The sequence below is a fragment of the Bradyrhizobium sp. FW305-F6 genome (assembly GCF_058782905.1).
Genome location: NZ_JBYSYD010000002.1, coordinates 923,083 through 941,337, shown reverse-complemented (window position 1 = coordinate 941,337; position 18,255 = coordinate 923,083). Strand labels below are relative to the sequence as shown.

The 18,255-nt window shown below is 63.8% G+C and carries 19 protein-coding genes; 14 read left to right on the top strand and 5 right to left on the bottom strand.

From position 1 onward, the window contains the following. Nucleotides 1–461: 461 nt before the first annotated feature. The gene (locus AC3WLX_RS15755; RefSeq protein ID WP_492336630.1) at nt 462–1,586 is read left to right on the top strand and encodes an alpha/beta hydrolase family protein; all 1,125 of its coding nucleotides are present in this window, start codon (nt 462–464) and stop codon (nt 1,584–1,586) included. Between the two features lie 189 nt (nt 1,587–1,775). Here the strand turns inward: AC3WLX_RS15755 and AC3WLX_RS15750 are convergent, their stop codons facing one another. After that, entirely contained in the window at nt 1,776–2,255 is a 480-nt protein-coding gene (locus tag AC3WLX_RS15750) for a MarR family winged helix-turn-helix transcriptional regulator (RefSeq protein WP_366865483.1), read from the bottom strand. A gap of 526 nt (nt 2,256–2,781) precedes the next feature. Between AC3WLX_RS15750 and AC3WLX_RS15745 the strand changes: the two genes are divergently transcribed. After that, the gene (locus AC3WLX_RS15745) at nt 2,782–4,314 is read left to right on the top strand and encodes a porin (protein ID WP_492336629.1); all 1,533 of its coding nucleotides are present in this window, start codon (nt 2,782–2,784) and stop codon (nt 4,312–4,314) included. A 1,069-nt stretch (nt 4,315–5,383) separates the two neighbouring features. Here AC3WLX_RS15745 and AC3WLX_RS15740 read toward each other — a convergent pair. The 4 genes from AC3WLX_RS15740 to AC3WLX_RS15725 all read right to left on the bottom strand — a co-directional run bounded on the left by AC3WLX_RS15740 (nt 5,384) and on the right by AC3WLX_RS15725 (nt 9,718). After that, nucleotides 5,384–6,019, bottom strand: a complete 636-nt coding sequence (locus AC3WLX_RS15740) for a MarR family winged helix-turn-helix transcriptional regulator (protein ID WP_492336628.1) — start codon at nt 6,017–6,019, stop codon at nt 5,384–5,386. An 811-nt stretch (nt 6,020–6,830) separates the two neighbouring features. Beyond that, nucleotides 6,831–8,156, bottom strand: a complete 1,326-nt coding sequence (gene fliI, locus AC3WLX_RS15735) for a flagellar protein export ATPase FliI (protein WP_492336627.1) — start codon at nt 8,154–8,156, stop codon at nt 6,831–6,833. A 41-nt stretch (nt 8,157–8,197) separates the two neighbouring features. Continuing rightward, nucleotides 8,198–8,926, bottom strand: a complete 729-nt coding sequence (flgF, locus tag AC3WLX_RS15730; protein WP_291628167.1) for a flagellar basal-body rod protein FlgF — start codon at nt 8,924–8,926, stop codon at nt 8,198–8,200. A 3-nt stretch (nt 8,927–8,929) separates the two neighbouring features. Continuing rightward, complete coding sequence (locus AC3WLX_RS15725; RefSeq protein ID WP_291628165.1) at nt 8,930–9,718, bottom strand: DUF1217 domain-containing protein; 789 nt, start codon at nt 9,716–9,718, stop codon at nt 8,930–8,932. Nucleotides 9,719–9,858: 140 nt separating this feature from the next. Between AC3WLX_RS15725 and motA the strand changes: the two genes are divergently transcribed. The 12 genes from motA to flgI all read left to right on the top strand — a co-directional run bounded on the left by motA (nt 9,859) and on the right by flgI (nt 18,231). After that, on the top strand, nt 9,859–10,755 hold the full coding sequence (gene motA, locus AC3WLX_RS15720) for a flagellar motor stator protein MotA (RefSeq protein ID WP_492336626.1): 897 nt from the start codon (nt 9,859–9,861) through the stop codon (nt 10,753–10,755). Then, nucleotides 10,752–11,693, top strand: a complete 942-nt coding sequence (locus AC3WLX_RS15715) for a flagellar motor switch protein FliM (protein ID WP_291628161.1) — start codon at nt 10,752–10,754, stop codon at nt 11,691–11,693. The genes motA and AC3WLX_RS15715 overlap by 4 nt, the downstream gene beginning before the upstream one ends. Continuing rightward, nucleotides 11,674–11,988 carry a hypothetical protein gene (locus tag AC3WLX_RS15710; RefSeq protein WP_492336625.1) on the top strand — a complete coding sequence of 105 codons (315 nt, stop codon included), beginning with the start codon at nt 11,674–11,676 and terminating at the stop codon, nt 11,986–11,988. Before AC3WLX_RS15715 ends, AC3WLX_RS15710 begins: the two co-directional genes overlap by 20 nt. Nucleotides 11,989–12,064: 76 nt before the next feature. Then, nucleotides 12,065–12,439, top strand: coding sequence for a flagellar motor switch protein FliN (gene fliN / locus AC3WLX_RS15705; protein ID WP_291631899.1), 375 nt, complete (start codon nt 12,065–12,067; stop codon nt 12,437–12,439). Between the two features lie 2 nt (nt 12,440–12,441). Continuing rightward, nucleotides 12,442–13,482, top strand: coding sequence for a flagellar motor switch protein FliG (locus AC3WLX_RS15700; RefSeq protein WP_157281925.1), 1,041 nt, complete (start codon nt 12,442–12,444; stop codon nt 13,480–13,482). Between the two features lie 13 nt (nt 13,483–13,495). Next, nucleotides 13,496–14,581: a flagellar biosynthesis protein FlhB gene (flhB, locus tag AC3WLX_RS15695; protein ID WP_492336624.1), complete on the top strand. Its 1,086-nt coding sequence runs from the start codon at nt 13,496–13,498 to the stop codon at nt 14,579–14,581. Between the two features lie 85 nt (nt 14,582–14,666). Further along, nucleotides 14,667–15,047: a flagellar basal body rod protein FlgB gene (gene flgB / locus AC3WLX_RS15690; RefSeq protein ID WP_291624030.1), complete on the top strand. Its 381-nt coding sequence runs from the start codon at nt 14,667–14,669 to the stop codon at nt 15,045–15,047. An 11-nt stretch (nt 15,048–15,058) separates the two neighbouring features. Further along, nucleotides 15,059–15,475 (top strand): flagellar basal body rod protein FlgC, encoded by a 417-nt coding sequence (gene flgC / locus AC3WLX_RS15685; protein ID WP_492336623.1) that lies wholly within the window; start codon nt 15,059–15,061, stop codon nt 15,473–15,475. Nucleotides 15,476–15,477: 2 nt separating this feature from the next. Next, the gene (fliE, locus tag AC3WLX_RS15680) at nt 15,478–15,807 is read left to right on the top strand and encodes a flagellar hook-basal body complex protein FliE (RefSeq protein WP_291624026.1); all 330 of its coding nucleotides are present in this window, start codon (nt 15,478–15,480) and stop codon (nt 15,805–15,807) included. Nucleotides 15,808–15,825: 18 nt separating this feature from the next. Then, nucleotides 15,826–16,614, top strand: coding sequence for a flagellar basal-body rod protein FlgG (gene flgG / locus AC3WLX_RS15675; RefSeq protein ID WP_035670189.1), 789 nt, complete (start codon nt 15,826–15,828; stop codon nt 16,612–16,614). Nucleotides 16,615–16,627: 13 nt separating this feature from the next. Continuing rightward, nucleotides 16,628–17,104: a flagellar basal body P-ring formation chaperone FlgA gene (gene flgA, locus AC3WLX_RS15670; RefSeq protein WP_291624021.1), complete on the top strand. Its 477-nt coding sequence runs from the start codon at nt 16,628–16,630 to the stop codon at nt 17,102–17,104. Continuing rightward, the gene (flgI, locus tag AC3WLX_RS15665; protein ID WP_291624019.1) at nt 17,101–18,231 is read left to right on the top strand and encodes a flagellar basal body P-ring protein FlgI; all 1,131 of its coding nucleotides are present in this window, start codon (nt 17,101–17,103) and stop codon (nt 18,229–18,231) included. The genes flgA and flgI overlap by 4 nt, the downstream gene beginning before the upstream one ends. Nucleotides 18,232–18,255: the final 24 nt, after the last annotated feature.

Genomic DNA, 18,255 nt, shown 5'->3' with positions numbered 1-18,255 from the left:
TGCATACAAGGGAATGGCAGTGCCCCGGGGTAAGGGCTTTCAGGGACGACTTCGCTTTCCTGATTGGGCGCGTTGCGGCCATTGCACTCGCCGGGGCGCGACCATCGTTGTCACAAGTCGTTCGCGAATGACTGTCACAATGGGCGTTCTTGACGTTGTCCTACGGCTTGGCACTTGATGGTAATGCGCTGCATCCTTCACCATAACGTGCCTTCACAATCGGGGCTTACACAGGCATGTCTCTTGTGTCGGCACGGGTGGTTTTGAGGCCGATCGCAACAAGAAATGACGAAGCCCGCTGCGCAGAGCCGGAAGGTTACGCGGCGCCTGACTGTGTATCAGCGACGGAGCTGGGGACGTGACGATTGGGGTGAGCCGGCCGGGACTTTGTGCCCAAGCCCGCTCGTATGGAATGCTAACCGCGCGCAGCAGCTTTGCCGCGTGGCGCCGCGCAGAGCGCGATGCCGGCAAGTCCGGGCAATCCTGGGCGGCGTCGTTCGGGGGCTGACATGCAAGCTGAATATCCTCTTCACCGTTCGTGCGACGGCGCCGGACGAGATCTGGCACATTTGCGGGATCGAGCCTCCCATTTCTTCCAAAGCCTGTCGGTCGCGGAGCTTGCGCGCGAGCAGCACCGGCATCTGTGGATTTCGGACTGGTTGAGGGTCGCCGACGACTACCGGACATTGGCCGAATCTGCGCGCGAAACGCGTTCGGCTCAGATTGCCGGGGAGGCGTGGCTGTGCTCGTTGACGGCCCTCGAAGTCGTCAGAAGTCTGTGCAATCCGGGAGATGTCGAGAGTGCCGCCCTCGCAGACGAGGTCGGCACCGGCCTGAGAGGCCTGGAGACGGAGGCTGGTCTGCCGATCGAGCGCGTCAAGATCGACTGCTTCGATCAAGGCGCTCTGGCCGGCTTCTTTCTGCCGGCGCTTCGTTACGGCTCTGCCGCGCCGGCGGTGATCTGCGTCGGTGACGACGATGCTACCCTGGGCTCGATGATCAGCAGGCTGTTGCCCGTCGCACTCTGCGGGACCATGTCGCTCCTGCTCGTCGACCCGGCCAATTCGACCGTTCATCGCTCCTTCAAGCCGGAGCACAGGCTTCAGTTCTGGTTGGACTATCTGGAAGCACGCCCTGATGTCGACCCGCGGCGGATCGGTATCTATGGCGAAGGAGTGGGCGCCGCTCATGCCTCCCGCCTTGCGCTTTCGGATCGCAGGATCGCGGCGGCCGTCTGCGACGGCGGGCTGGTGCGTCCGGTCATGTGCCAGGCGTCACTTCGCTGGATGACCGGGCAGGCCGTCCCCGACGGGATCTCGAGAGAGGCTGTGCTGCCGCCGCGTCGAGTCCCGTGCCCGCTGCTCATGGTCGTCGGGAGCCGCTCGATGGTCTGGGAGCAGGATGCTCTCGAACTCCAAGCCGACTACCGGCGGATTGGAGCCGATTGCTCGGTGGTCGTGCCCAACAATGTCCCGCATCCGTTCGGCGAGGTCGAGAATTTCGTCGCCGTTGACGACTTCATTGTGGAGTGGCTCGCCAGCAAGCTTGGAGCTGCCCGTAAGCTCGACGCGGTGACCCGGCTCTAAAGCATGATCCGGAAAAAGGCCGAATTGGTTTTCCGGAAAGATCAGGCGCGAACGACAACCGAAAGTGCGATGACGGTTCATCCAAATCTCGTCGCGTTTTCGCTTGGGCGGCGGGCTTTGCAGGACCCCGCGGCGCGACGACAGCAGCGTCCGGCTCGGGCGTCCACCCCCGCATCCTGCATCTGCCGATCAAGACGCGTCGATCGCCAGCAATCGCGCAGCCAGCCGGGCGTTCTTGGCGATCGTTGCCAGCGAGGCATTCAATTCAGCCAGGGTCTTCTCGTTCAGATCGTTGAACATCGTCGAGTTCAGGGCGAGCTTTCGCTTCGATAATTTCTCGATCTCGGCCGTCGCCTTTTCCGTGAGCGACATCAGGACGAAGCGGGCGTCGTTCGCCGACGGTCGTCGTGACAGAAAACCGCCTTTTTCGAGGGACTTGGTCTGGTTGGTCACGAAAGCCGGGTGGACCCGCAGCTTGTTGGCGATGTCGATCCCGGCGACGCCGTGTCCATCGTCCAGTTCGGTGATCGCCATCAGGATCAGCCATTGCGGCTGGGTAATGCCCAGCAATCCCGCCCAGCTGGTGTGAATGTTCTCCAGCTGCGAGTGAATTTCGACGACGTTCCAGATGAAGTCTGTGATCGCCCTGTCGAGTTTCCTCTCGATCATCGGGTCCCCCAATTTGCACTGACCGTTTTTCTTATTGCTGTTGGAGCAGTGTTCTAGCCGGATATTGGAGAGCCGTCTCGGACTTCGCGCAATGATGGGCCGTTGACGCCGCGTCCCACCAACAAGCGGGATTCGATGCTTGCAAAAAACAACTAATTGGATTACGTCTCCCGCACTCAAAATTTGCTGCTCTTGACCGTTGCGATCGGCAGCAATGTGAGACCTCCAAGAAAGCCCTCGGGATGCCCCCTGAGGGTTTTTTCTTTTATTACAGTATGTTGAATACGTGCCTAAAGATCGGATGTTGCTCCGCAGCAACATGCTCGCGCGAAGTTTCAACTCACGAGATCAATAAATTGAGGCAATGGATTTTATAAACTATACGTGAGTCACGACGGAGGGGGGGCACCTCACTGTCGTTTCGGTCCGGACCTTCAGTGCGGACCTGAATTGAACGGAAATTAAAGAGGGTAGAGCGGCCTCCGCCGAGGAGCCGAGCCCCCTGAACCGACGTGGAGGTTTACTAATGAACTTGACGAAGTCGCTCTTTCTCGGCTCGGCAGCCGGCCTGATGGCCGTCTCCGGTGCGTTTGCAGCCGATCTTCCCGTGAAGGCCAAGGCGGTCGAATACGTGAAGATCTGCTCGCTGTACGGCGCCGGCTTCTACTACATCCCGGGCACCGACACCTGCATCAAGCTGGGTGGTTATCTGCGCGCTGAAGTCGCGCTCAACACCAACAGCAACTACGGCATCTCGAACGGTGCTCCCGCCGGCGCGCACAACCGCCTGAGCAACTACTACAACATGCGCGCTCGTCAGGATCTCAACATCGACACGCGCACCGCGACCGAGTACGGCGTCGTCCGCACCTACTTCGACGCGGTCTTCACCTGGACGACCGGTGGCTACACCGGCACGGGCTCCGGCACCGGTGCTACGGCCTATTCTGGGTCGTCTCCTGTCGGCAATCCGTCGGACGGCGGCACCTCGGGCGGTTCGCTCGGCGTGTACTATGCCTTCATCCAGTTCGCCGGCTTCACCATGGGTAAGGCCGTGTCGCAGTTCGACGCGCCCTGGACCAACTATCCCGGCAACAACATCGATAGCCTCGTCGGCGGCAGCGGCACGGTCACTGGTGTCAACCAGTTCACCTACACCGCTGACTTCGGCCAGGGCGTGACGGCGGCCTTCTCAGCCGAAGACGCGACGGCCTACTACCAGGCCGGCAACCTCAACATGACCGGCGCAACGGCTGCTGGCATGGTTGGCGGTTCGTATGGCACCAACGCCATCGGCGGCTCGCGTTCGCCGAACCTCGTCGGTATGGTTCGTGTCGACCAGGCTTGGGGTCTGTTCCAGGCATCGGTCGCCGCGCACGACAACCACGTTGCTTATTACGGCGCGACCGAGACCACTGGCCATCCCGACGACAAGTGGGGTTGGGCGGTTCAGCTCGCTCTGTCGATCAAGAACATCCCGACCGGTGCGGGTGACGTGATCAACATCCAGGGCGTCTACACCGACGGCGCGACCCGCTACAACTTCCAGAACCTGGCGGGCAGCTCCTACCAGATGTACGGCAGCTCGGGCATTGCCTACCAGAGCGTCGGCTTTGCCAATGCTCCGGATACCGTGTACGTCACGGGTTCGCAGCAGGAGACGGTCAAGACCTGGGGCTTCCGTGGTGCTTACACCCACAACTGGAATCCCTACTGGAACACCGCGCTCTACGGTGCTTACGCTCAGGCCCAGTTCGGCAGTCTCGCCAAGACTGCGCTCTGCGGCGCAGGCGGTGCTGGTGGCGTGTTCGGCGGTCTCGCCGGCGTCACGGGTTGTAACCCTGACTTCGCCATCGGCCAGATCGGTCTCATCACCCGCTGGACCCCGGTCAAGAACCTGACCTTCTCGGGCGACCTGAACTGGACCCGTCTCGACCAGAAGTACTCGGGCACTGCCGTGCTCAGCCCGGCTGCCAACACGGCCAAGCCGACCGCTGTGTACGAGCTGAAGGACCAGGACAGCATCACCCTGCTGCTCCGCGCCCAGCGCAACTGGTAAGATCTGTCGAAGCATTTCGACCAGCACCCGGCGGGAAACCGCCGGGTGTTTTTTTGCGTGCCCGGTGCGGGCTATGCCAGCTGGATCGTTGTTCCGTCGCGCGCTGCGAAGATCCGGACGTTTGAGACGCGATCGCTGGATGACGTTGCGCGAGACCCACTGGCGAGCCATGGCTATCGCATATGGTGTGCACGATGCGGCGGCATCGGCGGTGGGCTCCCTCCCTCGCATGCGGAGGCGGCGAGGGGGCTTGCTGTGTCGCCCTCTGTCAATCCGCCTCCGCGAAAATATTTCGCTTTACCGAAATTCGGAATTATCGTATGTCTCGCCCATCCCGGCTCATCCTTGAGGGGCGATCGTGAGGTCGTCATGTTCGCGAGCCGGGCTTGCGGTGGACGCGGCAGCGTCGGGCGCGAAAGGTGCGGGCAGGGAGGGTAGTCCCCGGTGAGCTCGTGGCCGCGTGCGGACGAACGGCGCTGGCAGGTTCGTCCCGCCGGTCTTCGATGGCAACGTGCACAACGTCGTCGGAGCCGGTGGGGGTCAAGCGAACCGCGCGTACGGCAAAACCGTGTGGTCCTGGCCGTCGTTGCTACGGTCAAGCTCTTGCGGAGGCGGCTCTCGCGTCAACCGGCGTGAGGGACGGTGAATTCCGTGGGGGCGAGGGAGGCCAGAGGGAAAGTTCGGCTCCCGGGAGAGCGCGGCATAAGCCGTCCGACCATCGCGCAGGGAAGGCCGAGTGTTCGGCGACACCTGTATGCTGCTGTGCGGTTTTCTGCGTGTGCCTTTTTGCGCAGCAGACCGCGGGTGCCTGTCGGCACCTTGGCCTTCCCTGCGCCCTCTCGATCGAGAGAGTGAGGAGATGAAGCAAAGCTCGGGCGAAATCAGCCGCGAGGCCGGGAAGGCGTGTTCTGCACGTTCGCCATCACACACTCGCTGTCATCAATCCAGTATTCTGGAGACAGTCGCAATCGAACCAAATGGCCGCGGCGTATGGGAGTCCTCGCCGGAGCCCGTCAGTGGGTTGCGTTTCGCGCCGATCCGGTGGCTCGATATGCTGGCATCAGGCGACTCACCCCTGGCTGGCCGCGCGCGCGCGATCCGGATGCTGCTCGATCCTGGGGCGGTCGCGCGTGCGCTCGAAACTGGTGCAGAGCAGTTCGGTCTCATCGAGAGAGATCGGAGCACGATAGAGCCGGCACATGAATTCGGCGGTTGCTCGTCCCTTGCCGGTGCCGGGGCTACGCTCTGCGAGAAACATGCAGTCCCGGCAGATGCTGGCATCGAGCCGCTGATGGGCCGCGTCGAGATGATTGAGAACCTCGCGGAGCGAGTCGCGCAGCCTGATGCATTCGTCGGTCCCGAGCGCGGTGACCGCGTTCACTACGTGGTTGATCGGGTCGTGCTGGCTGAGGCACTTCTCGCCCTGGGCGGTGACGTGCAGGACGACGGAACGCTTGTCCTCATGCGACGGCTTTCGCACCAGAAAGGATTTGCTCTCCAGCGTCTTCACGATCTGCGATGCAGTCGCTCGCGTGGCTCCGATGAAGCCGGCCAGCGCGGAAGGCGTGCGGGAAAACCTGTTGGCGCGGCTGAGAAAGCGCAGCGCCATCCATTCTCGATCGCGCAATCCATGCTGATTGCCTTCGAAGTACCAGGCCCTCGCCGCCTGAACCAGCAGCTCGACGGCCTCTCGCGCCAATGGCATTACCTACCTCGCCCCCGAAACTTCGTCTGCGGCGTCCCGAAGCCGCTTTGCGCCCTGAGTGTCGGACGAGCAGGTGGTGTCGAACTCTCCGGTAATGGCAGGAATCGCAACACGCACGATCTCGGCTGATGGGCCCCGCATGGTCCGGAGCGAGATGCCGTATTGCTGATGGCATGCCAACAGCATCGTCGTCGCGCGCGAGCTCGGGTCGCCGTCGCCGGCAGATCTGAGTAGCTCAACCGAAGCCCCCAAAGTTCAAGTCACGAGCGGACGTTTCTTATACTCAACCAAACGATGAATGAGCTTCTCAACAAAATCAAGTAGAGACCCTCTCGCAGACTGGATGTCGTTGCAGGCGAACCTGACGTTCAAGACAAACCTCGCTCATCGGGACACATGATGGTGAACGAATACGCTGCACGACGAATATTATGCACTCGGCATTGCGAGAGTTTGACTGCGCGGCACGTTTGTTGTCTGTCCTCGACGCAAATTGACCGAAGCTTGTGCATGACGATGATGTTTCGCGGCACGTCATCCACAACTTGCACGCTCTGCCCGGGAATCGCCGAGGGAATTCGTCAGGATTACACGCGATGGTTGTTTCGTTCGTCTCCCGGAATCGTCGACTCGCCCATTTGCAATGCGTCCAGGCGCGTTGTGCTCACCGGTAGGGCGGATGCGCTCGCGAAGATCGGCGCGCGAAGTGGGCGCGCATGCGCTGCAGGCGTAGCGACATGCGCAATCTCCTGTCGAAAACCACAAACGGCGGCCGGCGGCCCATCGCGTGCCGCCTCACCCTCTCCACCCGTCATTCGCCCTTGAGCATGTCGCGGAGCTCGCGGAACGGATCGGCGCTCGGCGGGGCTGAAGCGCCCTGCCGCATCGCATCGTAGATTCGCGGAACCATGTCGACTGCCTGGTCGAGGCCCGAATCGCGTCCCGACTGATAGCCGCCCATCAGGCGCAGATCGCGCGTGTCCTCGTATTTCGCGATCATGGCGCGAAGCTTGCTCACCAATTCGCGCTCCTCGGGCTCCCAGATGTTATGGGCGAGGCGGGAGACCGAGGCCAGAACGTCGACCGCAGGATAGCGCGCCTGGTCGGCGATGTGCCTGGAAAGCACGACGTGCCCGTCGAGCGTGCTGCGGATGGTGTCCGCGATCGGCTCGTTGTGATCGTCGCCGTCGACCAGAACGGAGAAGATGCCGGTGATCGTGCCGGATCCCTCCTCACCCGGGCCGGCGCGCTCCAGAAGGCGTGGCAGATCAGTGAAGACTGTGGGCGCGTAGCCGCGTGCGACTGCAGGTTCGCCGGCGGCGAGTGCAACCTCGCGCGCAGCGTGGGCGAAACGGGTGATCGAATCCACCATCAGCAGGACCGATTCGCCGCGGTCGCGGAAATATTCGGCGACCGCCATTGCCGTCTTCGGCGCCAGCCGCCGCATCATCGGGCTTTCGTCGCCCGTCGATACGATTGTGACGGCGCGGTGACGGTCGCTGCCCAGCACGTCCTCGATGAACTCGCGCACCTCGCGGCCGCGCTCGCCGACCAGGGCCAGCACGACGGTGTCGAAGCCCTGGCTGCGGGCGAGCATCGCCAGCAGCGTCGATTTGCCGACGCCCGATCCGGCAAAGATGCCGACGCGCTGGCCGGCGCAGATCGGTGCGAACAGGTCGATGACGCGCACGCCGGTGCGCAGCGGCTTGTGCACGCGTGCGCGTTTCATGGCCGACGGCGCCTCGGCCTCGGCCGAGACCGCCTGGGCTCCCTGGACGAGTGGCCCCTGTCCGTCCAGCGGCGCGCCGAGGGCGTTGATGACGCGGCCCTTCCAGCTCGGATCGGGCGCGAACGACAGGGGCGGCATCCGGTAGGCGGCCGAGCCGAGACCGCCGGCAAACTGCCGGTCGAACGGCTTGGCGATGATGCCCTCGCTGTCGATCCGCACCACCTCGCCGATCTGGCGCTTGCCGGCCGAATCGACCCCGATGAGCTCACCGAGCCTGACGAAGCGCGACAGTCCGGACACGCGGAAATGCGTCGGTGCGATCTCGGAGATCGCGCCGCTGACGCTGACCAGGGGAGTGCTCTGCTGAAGCTCCAGCAGCGCCCACTCGAGTTGCCGAAGAGCGTTCAAGGAAACCGTCCAACCTCAATCCTGCGCGCTTGGCGCACAGTCTACTTGCCGGGTTCGCCCAGCGTCCGAATGGCGTTCTGAAGCGAGCTCTCGGTGCCCTCGATCATCGAGTTGGTGCCGTCGAACGCGCGCGAGGCCGAGATCAGCCGCGTCAATTCGAGCATCGGATTGGCGCCGGAGCCCTCGACATAACCTTGCTTGAAGCCGTCCCGCGAGAAGTCGGCGATGGCGGTCGCGGGCCGGTCGGGGGTCACGCCGGAATTGCCGTAGCGTTCCAGATTAGCGTCGGGCGGAATGCTGAACAGGCCGATGGTGCCGATCTCGTTGTTGTCCTGGATGATCGCGCCGCTGCGCGCGACCGAGATCGGCCCGCCGTTCGGATCGAGCGTGATCTGCGCGCCGCCGGAATCGACGACCGGAAAGCCGCTCACGGTCTGAAGATCGCCGTTCGGGGCGATCTGGAGACGGCCGTCGCGTGTGTAGACCGTGCCGTTCGGACCCGCGAAGGCGATCCAGCCTTGTCCCACCACCGCGACATCGAGCGGGTTGCCGGTCTCGGTGATGTTGCCCATCTCGCGCGAGATGATGTTGTCGCCGGGCGAGGAGAACGCCACCGGGGTCGGCCCCGCCTTGGACAGCACGGTCTCGAATTTCACCACGTCGGTGCGGAACGCAGCCGTGTTGACGTTGGCGACGTTGTTGGCGATCGTCTGGAGGCGCTTCTCGAGCGCGACCTGCGCCGACAAGCCGACATAGAGAGCCGATTGCATGACCTACCTGTTGAACTTGATGTTCTGAAGTGTCGTGAGCATGTTGGTATCGAGGCTGCTCGAGGTCGCGGCGCCGGCGATCAGGACCAGGGCGGAGTTGGTCGAGGCGTCGCTCTGGGCCGTTGTCGCATCCCACATCGCCGCGAAGCGCTGCACGAACTTGGTGACCTTGGCCGGATCCTGAAAATCGGTGAGCTTGATCTGGCTGGCGATCAGCTTGGCCTGGGCGTCGATGTCGGCCGAGCTGATCGTCGCCGGCAAGCCGAGCGCGGTCTGCACCACCTGCGTCAGCGCCTTGTCGGCGAGGATCTGGTAGGCGGTCGTGATCGTCGAGGCCTTGCGGGTGAAATACAGCGCCAATCGCAGGCCCTCGTTCTGATCGCCCGCCTTCTCCTCCATCGTCTGCGTGACGTATTGGGTCGCGGTACCGGTCGTGGCCGCAGCGGCCTGGGTCGCCTTGTCACCGAGCGCGGCGAAATTGAAGGCGGCGGCGAACTGCCGGTAGCGGGTGTCGGTCAGCTTGTTGGCGAAGGCGTCGCTGCTCGCGACGCCCTCCGTCAGCACCTTGCGCATGAACGCCTTGGCATAGGTCATGTCGCTGAGTCCGTAGGCCTTCATCGCGTAGGAATAGAGACGATAGTCCTTCAGGAAATCGTCGATTGTCTTCACGTTGCCGATGTGGCTGAGGAAATAGTCGGTCTCCCGGCTGACATCCGGTTGCTTCGCGACCTGCGTCAGCGACTTGCCCATGTCCTTGGTCAGCCTGGTGTAGTCCGCGATGGTGGATAGCATGACACGCGCCCCTCTGGCCGCCGTTGCGGCGCCGCCAAGCTGCCGCCGGATGCTTGCGCGGGGCTGGCGAGCCCGAAGCCAGCTTCGCGCAAGCGTCGCCGACTAGATATTGCCGGTGGGATCGGCGATGGAGCGGCGCGTTGGGCAGTTTCGTGGGGATTTTCATCACGGTAGCGGCGCTGCTCGGCGGCTTTGCCGCCATGGGCGGGCATCTGGCCGTGCTCATGCAGCCGTGGGAGTTCGTGATCATCATAGGCACCGCGATCGGCACATTCATCGTGGCCAATCCCTGGAAGACCGTCCTCGACAGCGGGGTCGCCTGCGTGCAGGCCATCACCAACGCGGTGCCGGGTCAGCGCTATTACCTTGACCTGCTGGGGGCGCTGCATGCCCTGATGCGCGAGCTGCGGGGCAAGGGCCGCAACGAGGTCGAGGCGCATATCGACGATCCCTCGTCATCCGAGATCTTCAAGGCGTTCCCCAGCGTGCTCGGCGATCCCTCGGTGCTGCAGTTCATCTGCGACTATGTCCGTCTCATCATCATGGGCAACGCGCGCACGCACGAGATCGAAGCGCTGATGGACGAGGAGATCCACACCATCGTCAAGGGCAAGCTGGCACCGTACCACGCGCTGGTGACGGTCTCGGAGGCGATGCCGGCGCTCGGCATCGTCGCCGCGGTGCTCGGCGTCATCAAGGCGATGGGCGCACTCGACCAGTCGCCGAAGTTGCTCGGGGGCTACATCGGCGCCGCCCTGGTCGGCACTTTCGCCGGAATCTTCCTGTCCTACGGCATCATTTCGCCCTTCGCCATCAAGATCAAGATGATGCGCGAGAAGAAGTGCCGGCCGTACATCATCGTCAAGCAGACGCTGCTGGCCTTCATGAACGGCGCCATGCCGCAGATCGCGGTCGAGCACGGCCGCAAGATGATCTCCAGCAGCGAGCGTCCGTCGATCGACGTCGTCGAGAACGAGACGATCGCAGGTCCCAAGGCCGTCGCTGCCGAACCTGAACCGAAGGCGGCTCGCGCATGATGATGGAAGACGCCGAAATCGATCAGCGCAAGCAGCTGCCGAACTACCTGCTGGACGCCGCCGGCATATCGATCGAACGTATGCCGATGCTCAATGTGATCTTCGATCGCATGGCGGCATCCTGCACCGACAGCCTGCAGCCGATGGCGGGAACGCCATGCTATTTCTCGGTCAACGGCATCACCAATGACCGCGTCGGCGACATCATCAAGGACTACGAGGCCAATGCGGTCGCGGCAGTGCTCTATGCCGAGCAATGGGATTCCCGCATCATCATCATGCTCGACCGCGACTTCGTGTTCACGATGGTCGAGGCGATGTTCGGTTCGGACGGCGCCGAGCCGCCGCTCGACGTCGAGCGCTCCTTCTCGAACATCGAGCTCCGCCTGGTGCAGGCTCTGTTCGAGCGCTTCGCCAAGGCGCTGCAATCCGCCTTCGCCGGTACGTCGAACGTCACCTTTCGCGTCGAGCGGGTCGAGACGGCGATGGCCTCGCTGGCGATCGGGCGAAGCGGAAACATGTCGATCTGCGCGAACATCATGCTGCAGGCGCTCTACCGCGGCGGCCAGATGTTCCTGATCATTCCGCACTCCGCGCTCAATCCGCTGCGACAGAAGCTCGCTCACGTCGTGGTCAGCGACGGTCGCGCGGCCGACCCGCGCTGGCGCGAGCAGATGGAGAGCGAGGTCCATCGCACCGAGGTGACGCTCAGCGCGGTGCTCGACGAGAAGATGGTGACGCTCGGAGACGTCGTGAAGTTCCAGATCGGGCAGGTGCTCGAGCTCGAGGCCACGCCGCGCACGCTGGCTCGCCTCGAAAGCAACAATCAGGTGCTGTTCTGGTGCCAGATCGGCCAGCTCGATGGCTATTACGCCATGCAGGTGGCCGATCCCGTCGATCAGAAGCGGGAGTTCGTCGATGATATCCTATCTCGTTGATGCCGTGCTGCTGGTTGCGCTCGCATTCACCAGCATGCGGGTGACCAGGATGCACCGTGAGCTGGCGCGGTTGCGCAGCTATCAGGGCGAGTTCTCGACCATCGTGCGCGAGACGGCGGGTGCATTCGACACGGTCATCACCGCGGCGCACGATTCCACCGCAAACCTCGGACGGCTCGCCAATGTGCTGAGCACGAAGATCGATCAGGCTCACGAGGCGATCGCCGCGCTCGACGCGCGGAACGGGCTCGCGCCTGCGGCGAGCGCAGGCGGCACCGAACTGAACAAGCATTGAAGCCGAAGCCGGCGCAACCAATACGATCGGGACGCCGCGGCGCTCCGGGAACGGAACTACCAAGAGGCGAAACCAAATGGCGCAATCCTTCGACTATGAGACTGCATCCGCATCGGACGAGGCCGAGACGTCTCCGCTGGAGCGGCTGGCGGAGATCGCCCAGCGCACGGCCGAGGAGACCGGCAAGTTCGCCAATGTCGACGCCATCCTGCGCATTCCCGTCACCATGCAGGTCGTGCTGGGATCGGCGACCATTCCGGTGGCAAACCTGATGAAGCTCGGACGCGGCGCGGTGGTCCCGCTCGATCACCGGGTCGGCGAGCCGGTCGACGTCGTGGTCAACGGCCGCATCGTCGCTCGCGGCGAGGTGGTCGTCGTCGAGGAGGACAATTCACGCTTCGGCGTCTCGCTCACCGAGATCGTCGGACCGCTGGGGCAGGGTGACAGCTGACCATGGCGGCACCGGTCGGCATCGCTCCCGTCAAGCAGCGAGGCGTTACCACGCTGGGCGGCACGGAAAAGGTCGCCGCGCTCCTGCTGGCGATGGGCCGGCAGGCCGCGGCGAGCGTGCTGCAGCAGTTCGAGCCGCAGGAGATCCGCATCGTCACCAAGGCGGCGGCCGAACTGCGGCCGATCACCGCGCAGGAGCTCGAGGGGATCGTCGAGGAGTTCGCCCAGCAGTTCTCCATGGGAGCCAACATCCTCGGCACCCTCGGCGGTCTCGAAGCCGTGCTCGGCGACGTGCTGCCGGCCGACCAGGTCTCGCAGATCATGTCGGATCTGCTCGGCAATTCGAGCCGATCGGTGTGGGACCGCGTCTCGTCGGTGTCCGAAAACTCGCTGGCGAGCTACCTGTCCAAGGAGCATCCGCAGACCGCGGCGCTGATCCTGTCCAAGGTCAAGCCGGCCTGCGCCGCCAAGGTGATGAGCCAGCTGCCCTCGAGCCTGCGCAACGAATTGATGCGGCGCGTTCTGAGCCTCAAGCCGATCGTCGACGATGCCATGCGCATCATCGAGAAGACGTTGCACGAGGACCTGACGCTGAACTTCGCCCGCAACCTCGGCGCCGACACCTACGCCCGCGTCGCGGACATCATCAACAAGATGGAGCGTGGCCATATCGAGGACATGCTGAAGAGCCTGTCCGAGAAGCGCCCCAAATCGGCCGAGGTGCTCAAGGAGCTGTTGTTCACCTTCGACGACGTCGTCAATCTGACGCCGAAGGCGCGGACCATGATCTTCGATCAGGTTCCGACCGATCGCATCGTCGTCGCGCTGAAGGGCACCGACAAGCATTTCCGCGAGCTGATCCTGTCCTCGGTGGCCTCGCGTGTTCGCCGCGTCGTCGAGCACGAGCTCGCGATCGGCGAGCCCTCCAACCAGCGCGACGTGCTGGAGGCCCGGCGCGTGATCACCGACCTTGCGCTCGAACTGGCGGAGAAGGGTGAGATCGAGCTCAACCCCGAGCAGGAGGATGAGCTGGTCTTCCGCTGACCGCTGAACGGGCATGGCAGAAACATCCGATCAGGACAGCAAGACAGAAGAGCCGACCGAGAAGAAAGTCCGTGACGCCCTCGAACAGGGCAAGATCCCGGTCTCTCGGGAGGCCTCGATTTTCGCATCGATGGCCGCGCTCATGGTGATCCTGTCGTTCCTGATCGGCCAGGGCGTGCAGCAATTGACGCCGACGCTGAAGAGCCTTCTCGACGATCCCGGCGGCTTCCCGCTCGCAAACGGCGCGGACGTGCAGAACCTGCTCGCCGTGATCGGCCTCCAGGCATTGCGGTTCCTGGCGCCGCTGCTCGTCATCCTGGTGGCGTTCGGCCTCGCAGCCTCGCTGCTGCAGAACGCGCCGCGCCTCGTGCTCGAACGCATCAAGCCGGAATTGTCGCGAATCTCTGTGGTCAGCGGTTGGAAGCGGTTGTTCGGAACGCAAGGGCTGATCGAGTTCGCCAAGTCGCTGTTCAAACTCACCGCGGTGACCGCCGTCGTCGCTTTCGTGCTGCGCGCGTCCGAAGCGAGGGCTTTCGAGGCAATGTACACCGATCCGGTCGCGCTGCCAGAGATGATCCTCAGCATTGCGATGCGGATCGTCTCGGCGATCTGCATCGCGACCATCGTCCTGGTTGCGGTCGATCTCGCCTGGGCGCGCTTCCACTGGCGGCGCGAGCTGCGCATGACGAAGCAGGAGATCAAGGACGAGCACAAGCAGGCCGAGGGCGATCCGCTGATCAAGGCGCGGCTGCGTTCGCTGGCGCGCGACCGCTCGCGGCAGCGGATGATCGCCTCGGCCTCGCGCGCGACGCTGGTGATCGCGAACCCCACCCACTTCGCGATCGCGCTGCGCTACAACCGCGAGGAGAACCCCGCGCCGCTCGTGGTGGCCAAGGGCATGGACGTGATCGCGCTGAAGATCCGCGAGGTCGCCGAGAAGAACCGGATCCCGGTGATCGAGAACAAGGCACTGGCGCGCGCACTCTACGAGGCGGTCCAGGTCGATCAGGTGATTCCGGCGGAATTCTTCCGGCCCGTCGCCGAGATCATCTACTTCCTGCAGTCGAAGCAGGCGCGGCGGACCGAGAAGGCGCAGTAGATTTCCGATGATGAGGTCCGGCCCAACAGCTTGACGAAAGCTTAACGCCCTAGGCTCCTCCCGAACGGATCAGAATGGGGCTGTCGTGGGACCGCTTTACCTCTTCGAACTCGCATCGTCGCAGGCGCGGTACCTCGAACTGCGCCAATCGACCATCGCCACCAACGTGGCGAACGCAAACACGCCGGGCTTTCGGGCGCGCGACGTCGAGCCCTTCGACAAGGTGCTCGACGGCACGCCGGTCAGGCTCGCGACGACGTCGCCATCCCACCTGCAATTGTCCGCGGTCGAGACCGATACGCGGGCGACCGCGAAGAAGGACAGCTGGGAAGTGGTTCACTCCGGCAATTCCGTCAGCCTCGAGCAGGAAATGATCAAGGGCAGCGATGTCAATCGCGATTATTCGATGAACGCTGCGATCGTGCGGTCGTTTCACCGCATGGTCCTGTCGAGCGCAAAGGGCTGAGGTGAATTGACATGCTGGACTCACTGAGCGCTTCCCTGACTGTCGCGAGCTCCGGGCTCGAAGCGCAGTCGACGCGCATGCGCATCGTCTCGGAGAATCTTGCGAATGCCACGTCCTCGGGGCGCTCCGCCGGCGCAGATCCGTATCAGCGCAAGACCATCACCTTCGATGCCGCGATGGACCGCGCCTCGGGCACACAGCTGGCGAAGGTCAAGGAGATCGGGGTCGACACAACGCCCTACCGCGTCGAGTACGATCCGGGGCACCCCGCTGCCGACAAGGCCGGCTACGTCAAGCTGCCGAACGTCAACATGATGATCGAGATGGCCGACATGCGGGAAGTCAACCGATCCTATGAAGCCAATCTCCAGGTCGTGAAACAGGTGAGGTCGATGCTCGGCATGACCATCGACCTTCTGAGGAGCTGACAATGATCGAAGCAATTTCATCCACCGCGATTTCCGCCGGCCAGGCGACGACTCGCGCGACCGAGACGCAGGCCGTCTCGCCCGCCGCGGCTACCGCGATCCAGTCGAGTGACGAGGTCGGATTCGAGGCGGTAATGAAGCAGGTGACGAGCGACGCGATCGGGACGTTGAAGGCAGGCGAGGCCGCCTCGATCTCCGCGATGCAGGGCAAGGAATCGACCCGCCGCGTCGTGGAGGCGCTGATGTCGGCCGAGCAGGCTCTGCAGACGGCGGTCGCGGTGCGCGACAAGGTCGTGCAGGCCTACCAGGAAGTCGTCCGGATGTCGATCTGATCGGAAGGAATGAAATAAGTGAAATCGCTCGCCATTGCGGCCACGGGCATGAACGCCCAGCAGACCAACATCGAAGTCATCGCGAACAACATCGCCAACATCAATTCGACTTCTTACAAGCGGGCGCGGGCCGAGTTCACCGACCTGTTCTACCAGATGGACCGCATGCAGGGCGTCGCCAATGTCAACGGCTCCTCTCCGATTCCGGAAGGCGCCAATCTCGGTCTCGGCGTCAAGTCGGCTGCGATCCGCAAGCTGCACATCCAGGGCGCGTTGACGCAGACCGGAAATCCATACGACCTCGCGATCAACGGCCGCGGTTGGTTTCAGGTGCTCGGCCCGAACAACGAGGTGCAATACACCCGAGCGGGCTCATTCAACACCAATGCCAACGCCCAGCTCGTGACGATCGACGGCTATCTCCTGGATCCCGCGATCACGGTGCCGCAGGGGACGGTCGAGGTCACGGTCAACGCCACCGGCCAGGTATTCGCCAAGCTGGATACGGAGGTGAACCCGCGCCAGATCGGCCAGCTCAACCTCGCCAATTTCGCCAACGAGGCAGGCTTGGAGCCGCTCGGCGGAAATCTCTACCGCGAGACCACGGCATCCGGCACGCCGGTCGTCGGTCTGCCCGGCGATGCCGGCTACGGCAAGATCAACCAGAAATGGCTCGAAGCCTCGAACGTCGACCCGGTCAAGGAGATCACCGAATTGATCTCGGCGCAGCGCGCCTACGAAATGAATGCCAAGGTCATCCAGGCCTCGGATGAAATGGCCCAGACCGTCTCGAAGGGCATGCGCTAGTCCTGGTGTCTCGATGTTGAACAGAGTGGGCCTGATCATGCGCGGGGTGGCCGCCGCGCTGCTGGTCTTCGTCGCGGCGCGCGGCGCAGCGGCCGAGGAGAAGCGGCTTCCCGTGCCGGCCGTCTCGATCCGCGCCGGCGAGCTGATCCGGGAGGAGATGATCACCGAGCGTGCCTTCGCGCCGAGCCTGCTCGGCGTGGCCATGTTCATCGAGGGGCGTCAGGTCCTGGTCGGCCGCATGGCGCGACGCGCGCTGTTTCCAGGCCAGCCCATTCCGACCAATGCGGTCGAGGACCCCTGGACCGTCGCGCGCGGCGCCACGGTCAAGGTCGTTGTCGAGGACAGCGGCCTGTCCATCGTCACCTACGGCTCGGCGATGCAATCGGGCGCCTCGGGCGCCCTGATCCCGGTGCGCAATACGGACACCGGGGTGATCATCAAGGGCGTCGTCCAGCCGGACGGCACCGTCAAGGTCGTGGACGGGTCATGATCAGATTTTTGCTCGCGCTCGTCCTGCTCCTGTCGGCCGCCAGCGCCGAGGCCGCCGTCCGCGTCAAGGACATCGCGGACATCAAGGGCCTGCGGGAAAACCAGATCGTGGGTTACGGCCTCGTCATCGGCCTGAACGGCACGGGCGACACGCTTCGCAACGCTCCCTTCACCGAACAGTCCCTGCAATCGATGCTTGAGAACATGGGCATCAACGTCAGGAACGAGACAACGAGCACCAACAACCCCCCGCGTCCAACGACATTGCGCACGCGCAACGTCGCCGCCGTGATGGTGACCGCGGACCTGTCGCCCTCGATAGGGCCGGGCGAACGCATGGATGTCACCGTATCCTCGCTAGGCGATGCGACCTCGCTGCTCGGCGGCACGCTCGTGATGACGTCGCTGCGCGCCGCGGACGGCGCCGTCTATGCGGTGGCGCAGGGCGCGATCACAGTCGCGGGCTACAGCGTCGGAGGCCAGGCGCAAAACGTCAGCCAGGGTACGCCGACGGCCGGGCGCATTCCCAACGGTGCGCTGGTCGAGCGCGAGGTGCACGGAAGCCTCCATGAGATGGAGTTCCTGGTGCTGCAGTTGAAGAACCCGGACTTCGTCACCGCGACGCGCATCCTCGATGCCATCAACCGGTATGCCGGTGGTCGTTATCGCGCGCAGATCGCCTTCGAGCGCGACTTCCGCACCATCGTGCTGTCGAAGCCGCGCCATATCGGCCCGGTCCGATTCCTCGCGGAAATCGGCGAACTGGTGGTCGAGCCGGACACGCCGGCGCGGGTCGTGATCAACGAGCGCACCGGCACGGTCGTCATCGGCCGCGACGTGCGGATATCGACCGTTGCGGTGACCCACGGCAATCTGACGGTCCGCGTCACGGAGATGCCGGTCGTCTCCCAGCCGGCGCCGTTCTCGCGAGGACAGACGGTGGTCGTGCCGCAGACCGTGGTCGAAGCCAACGAGGCGGGATCGCAGGTGGCGATCCTGAACGGGGTCGATCTCCAGCGCCTGGTGCGCGGGCTGAATCAGATCGGCCTGAAGCCGTCGGGAATCATCGCGATCCTCCAGGCGATCAAGACGGCAGGCGCGCTCCAGGCCGATGTCATCGTGCAATGATGCGCAAGCGCCGTGCAAGCTTGG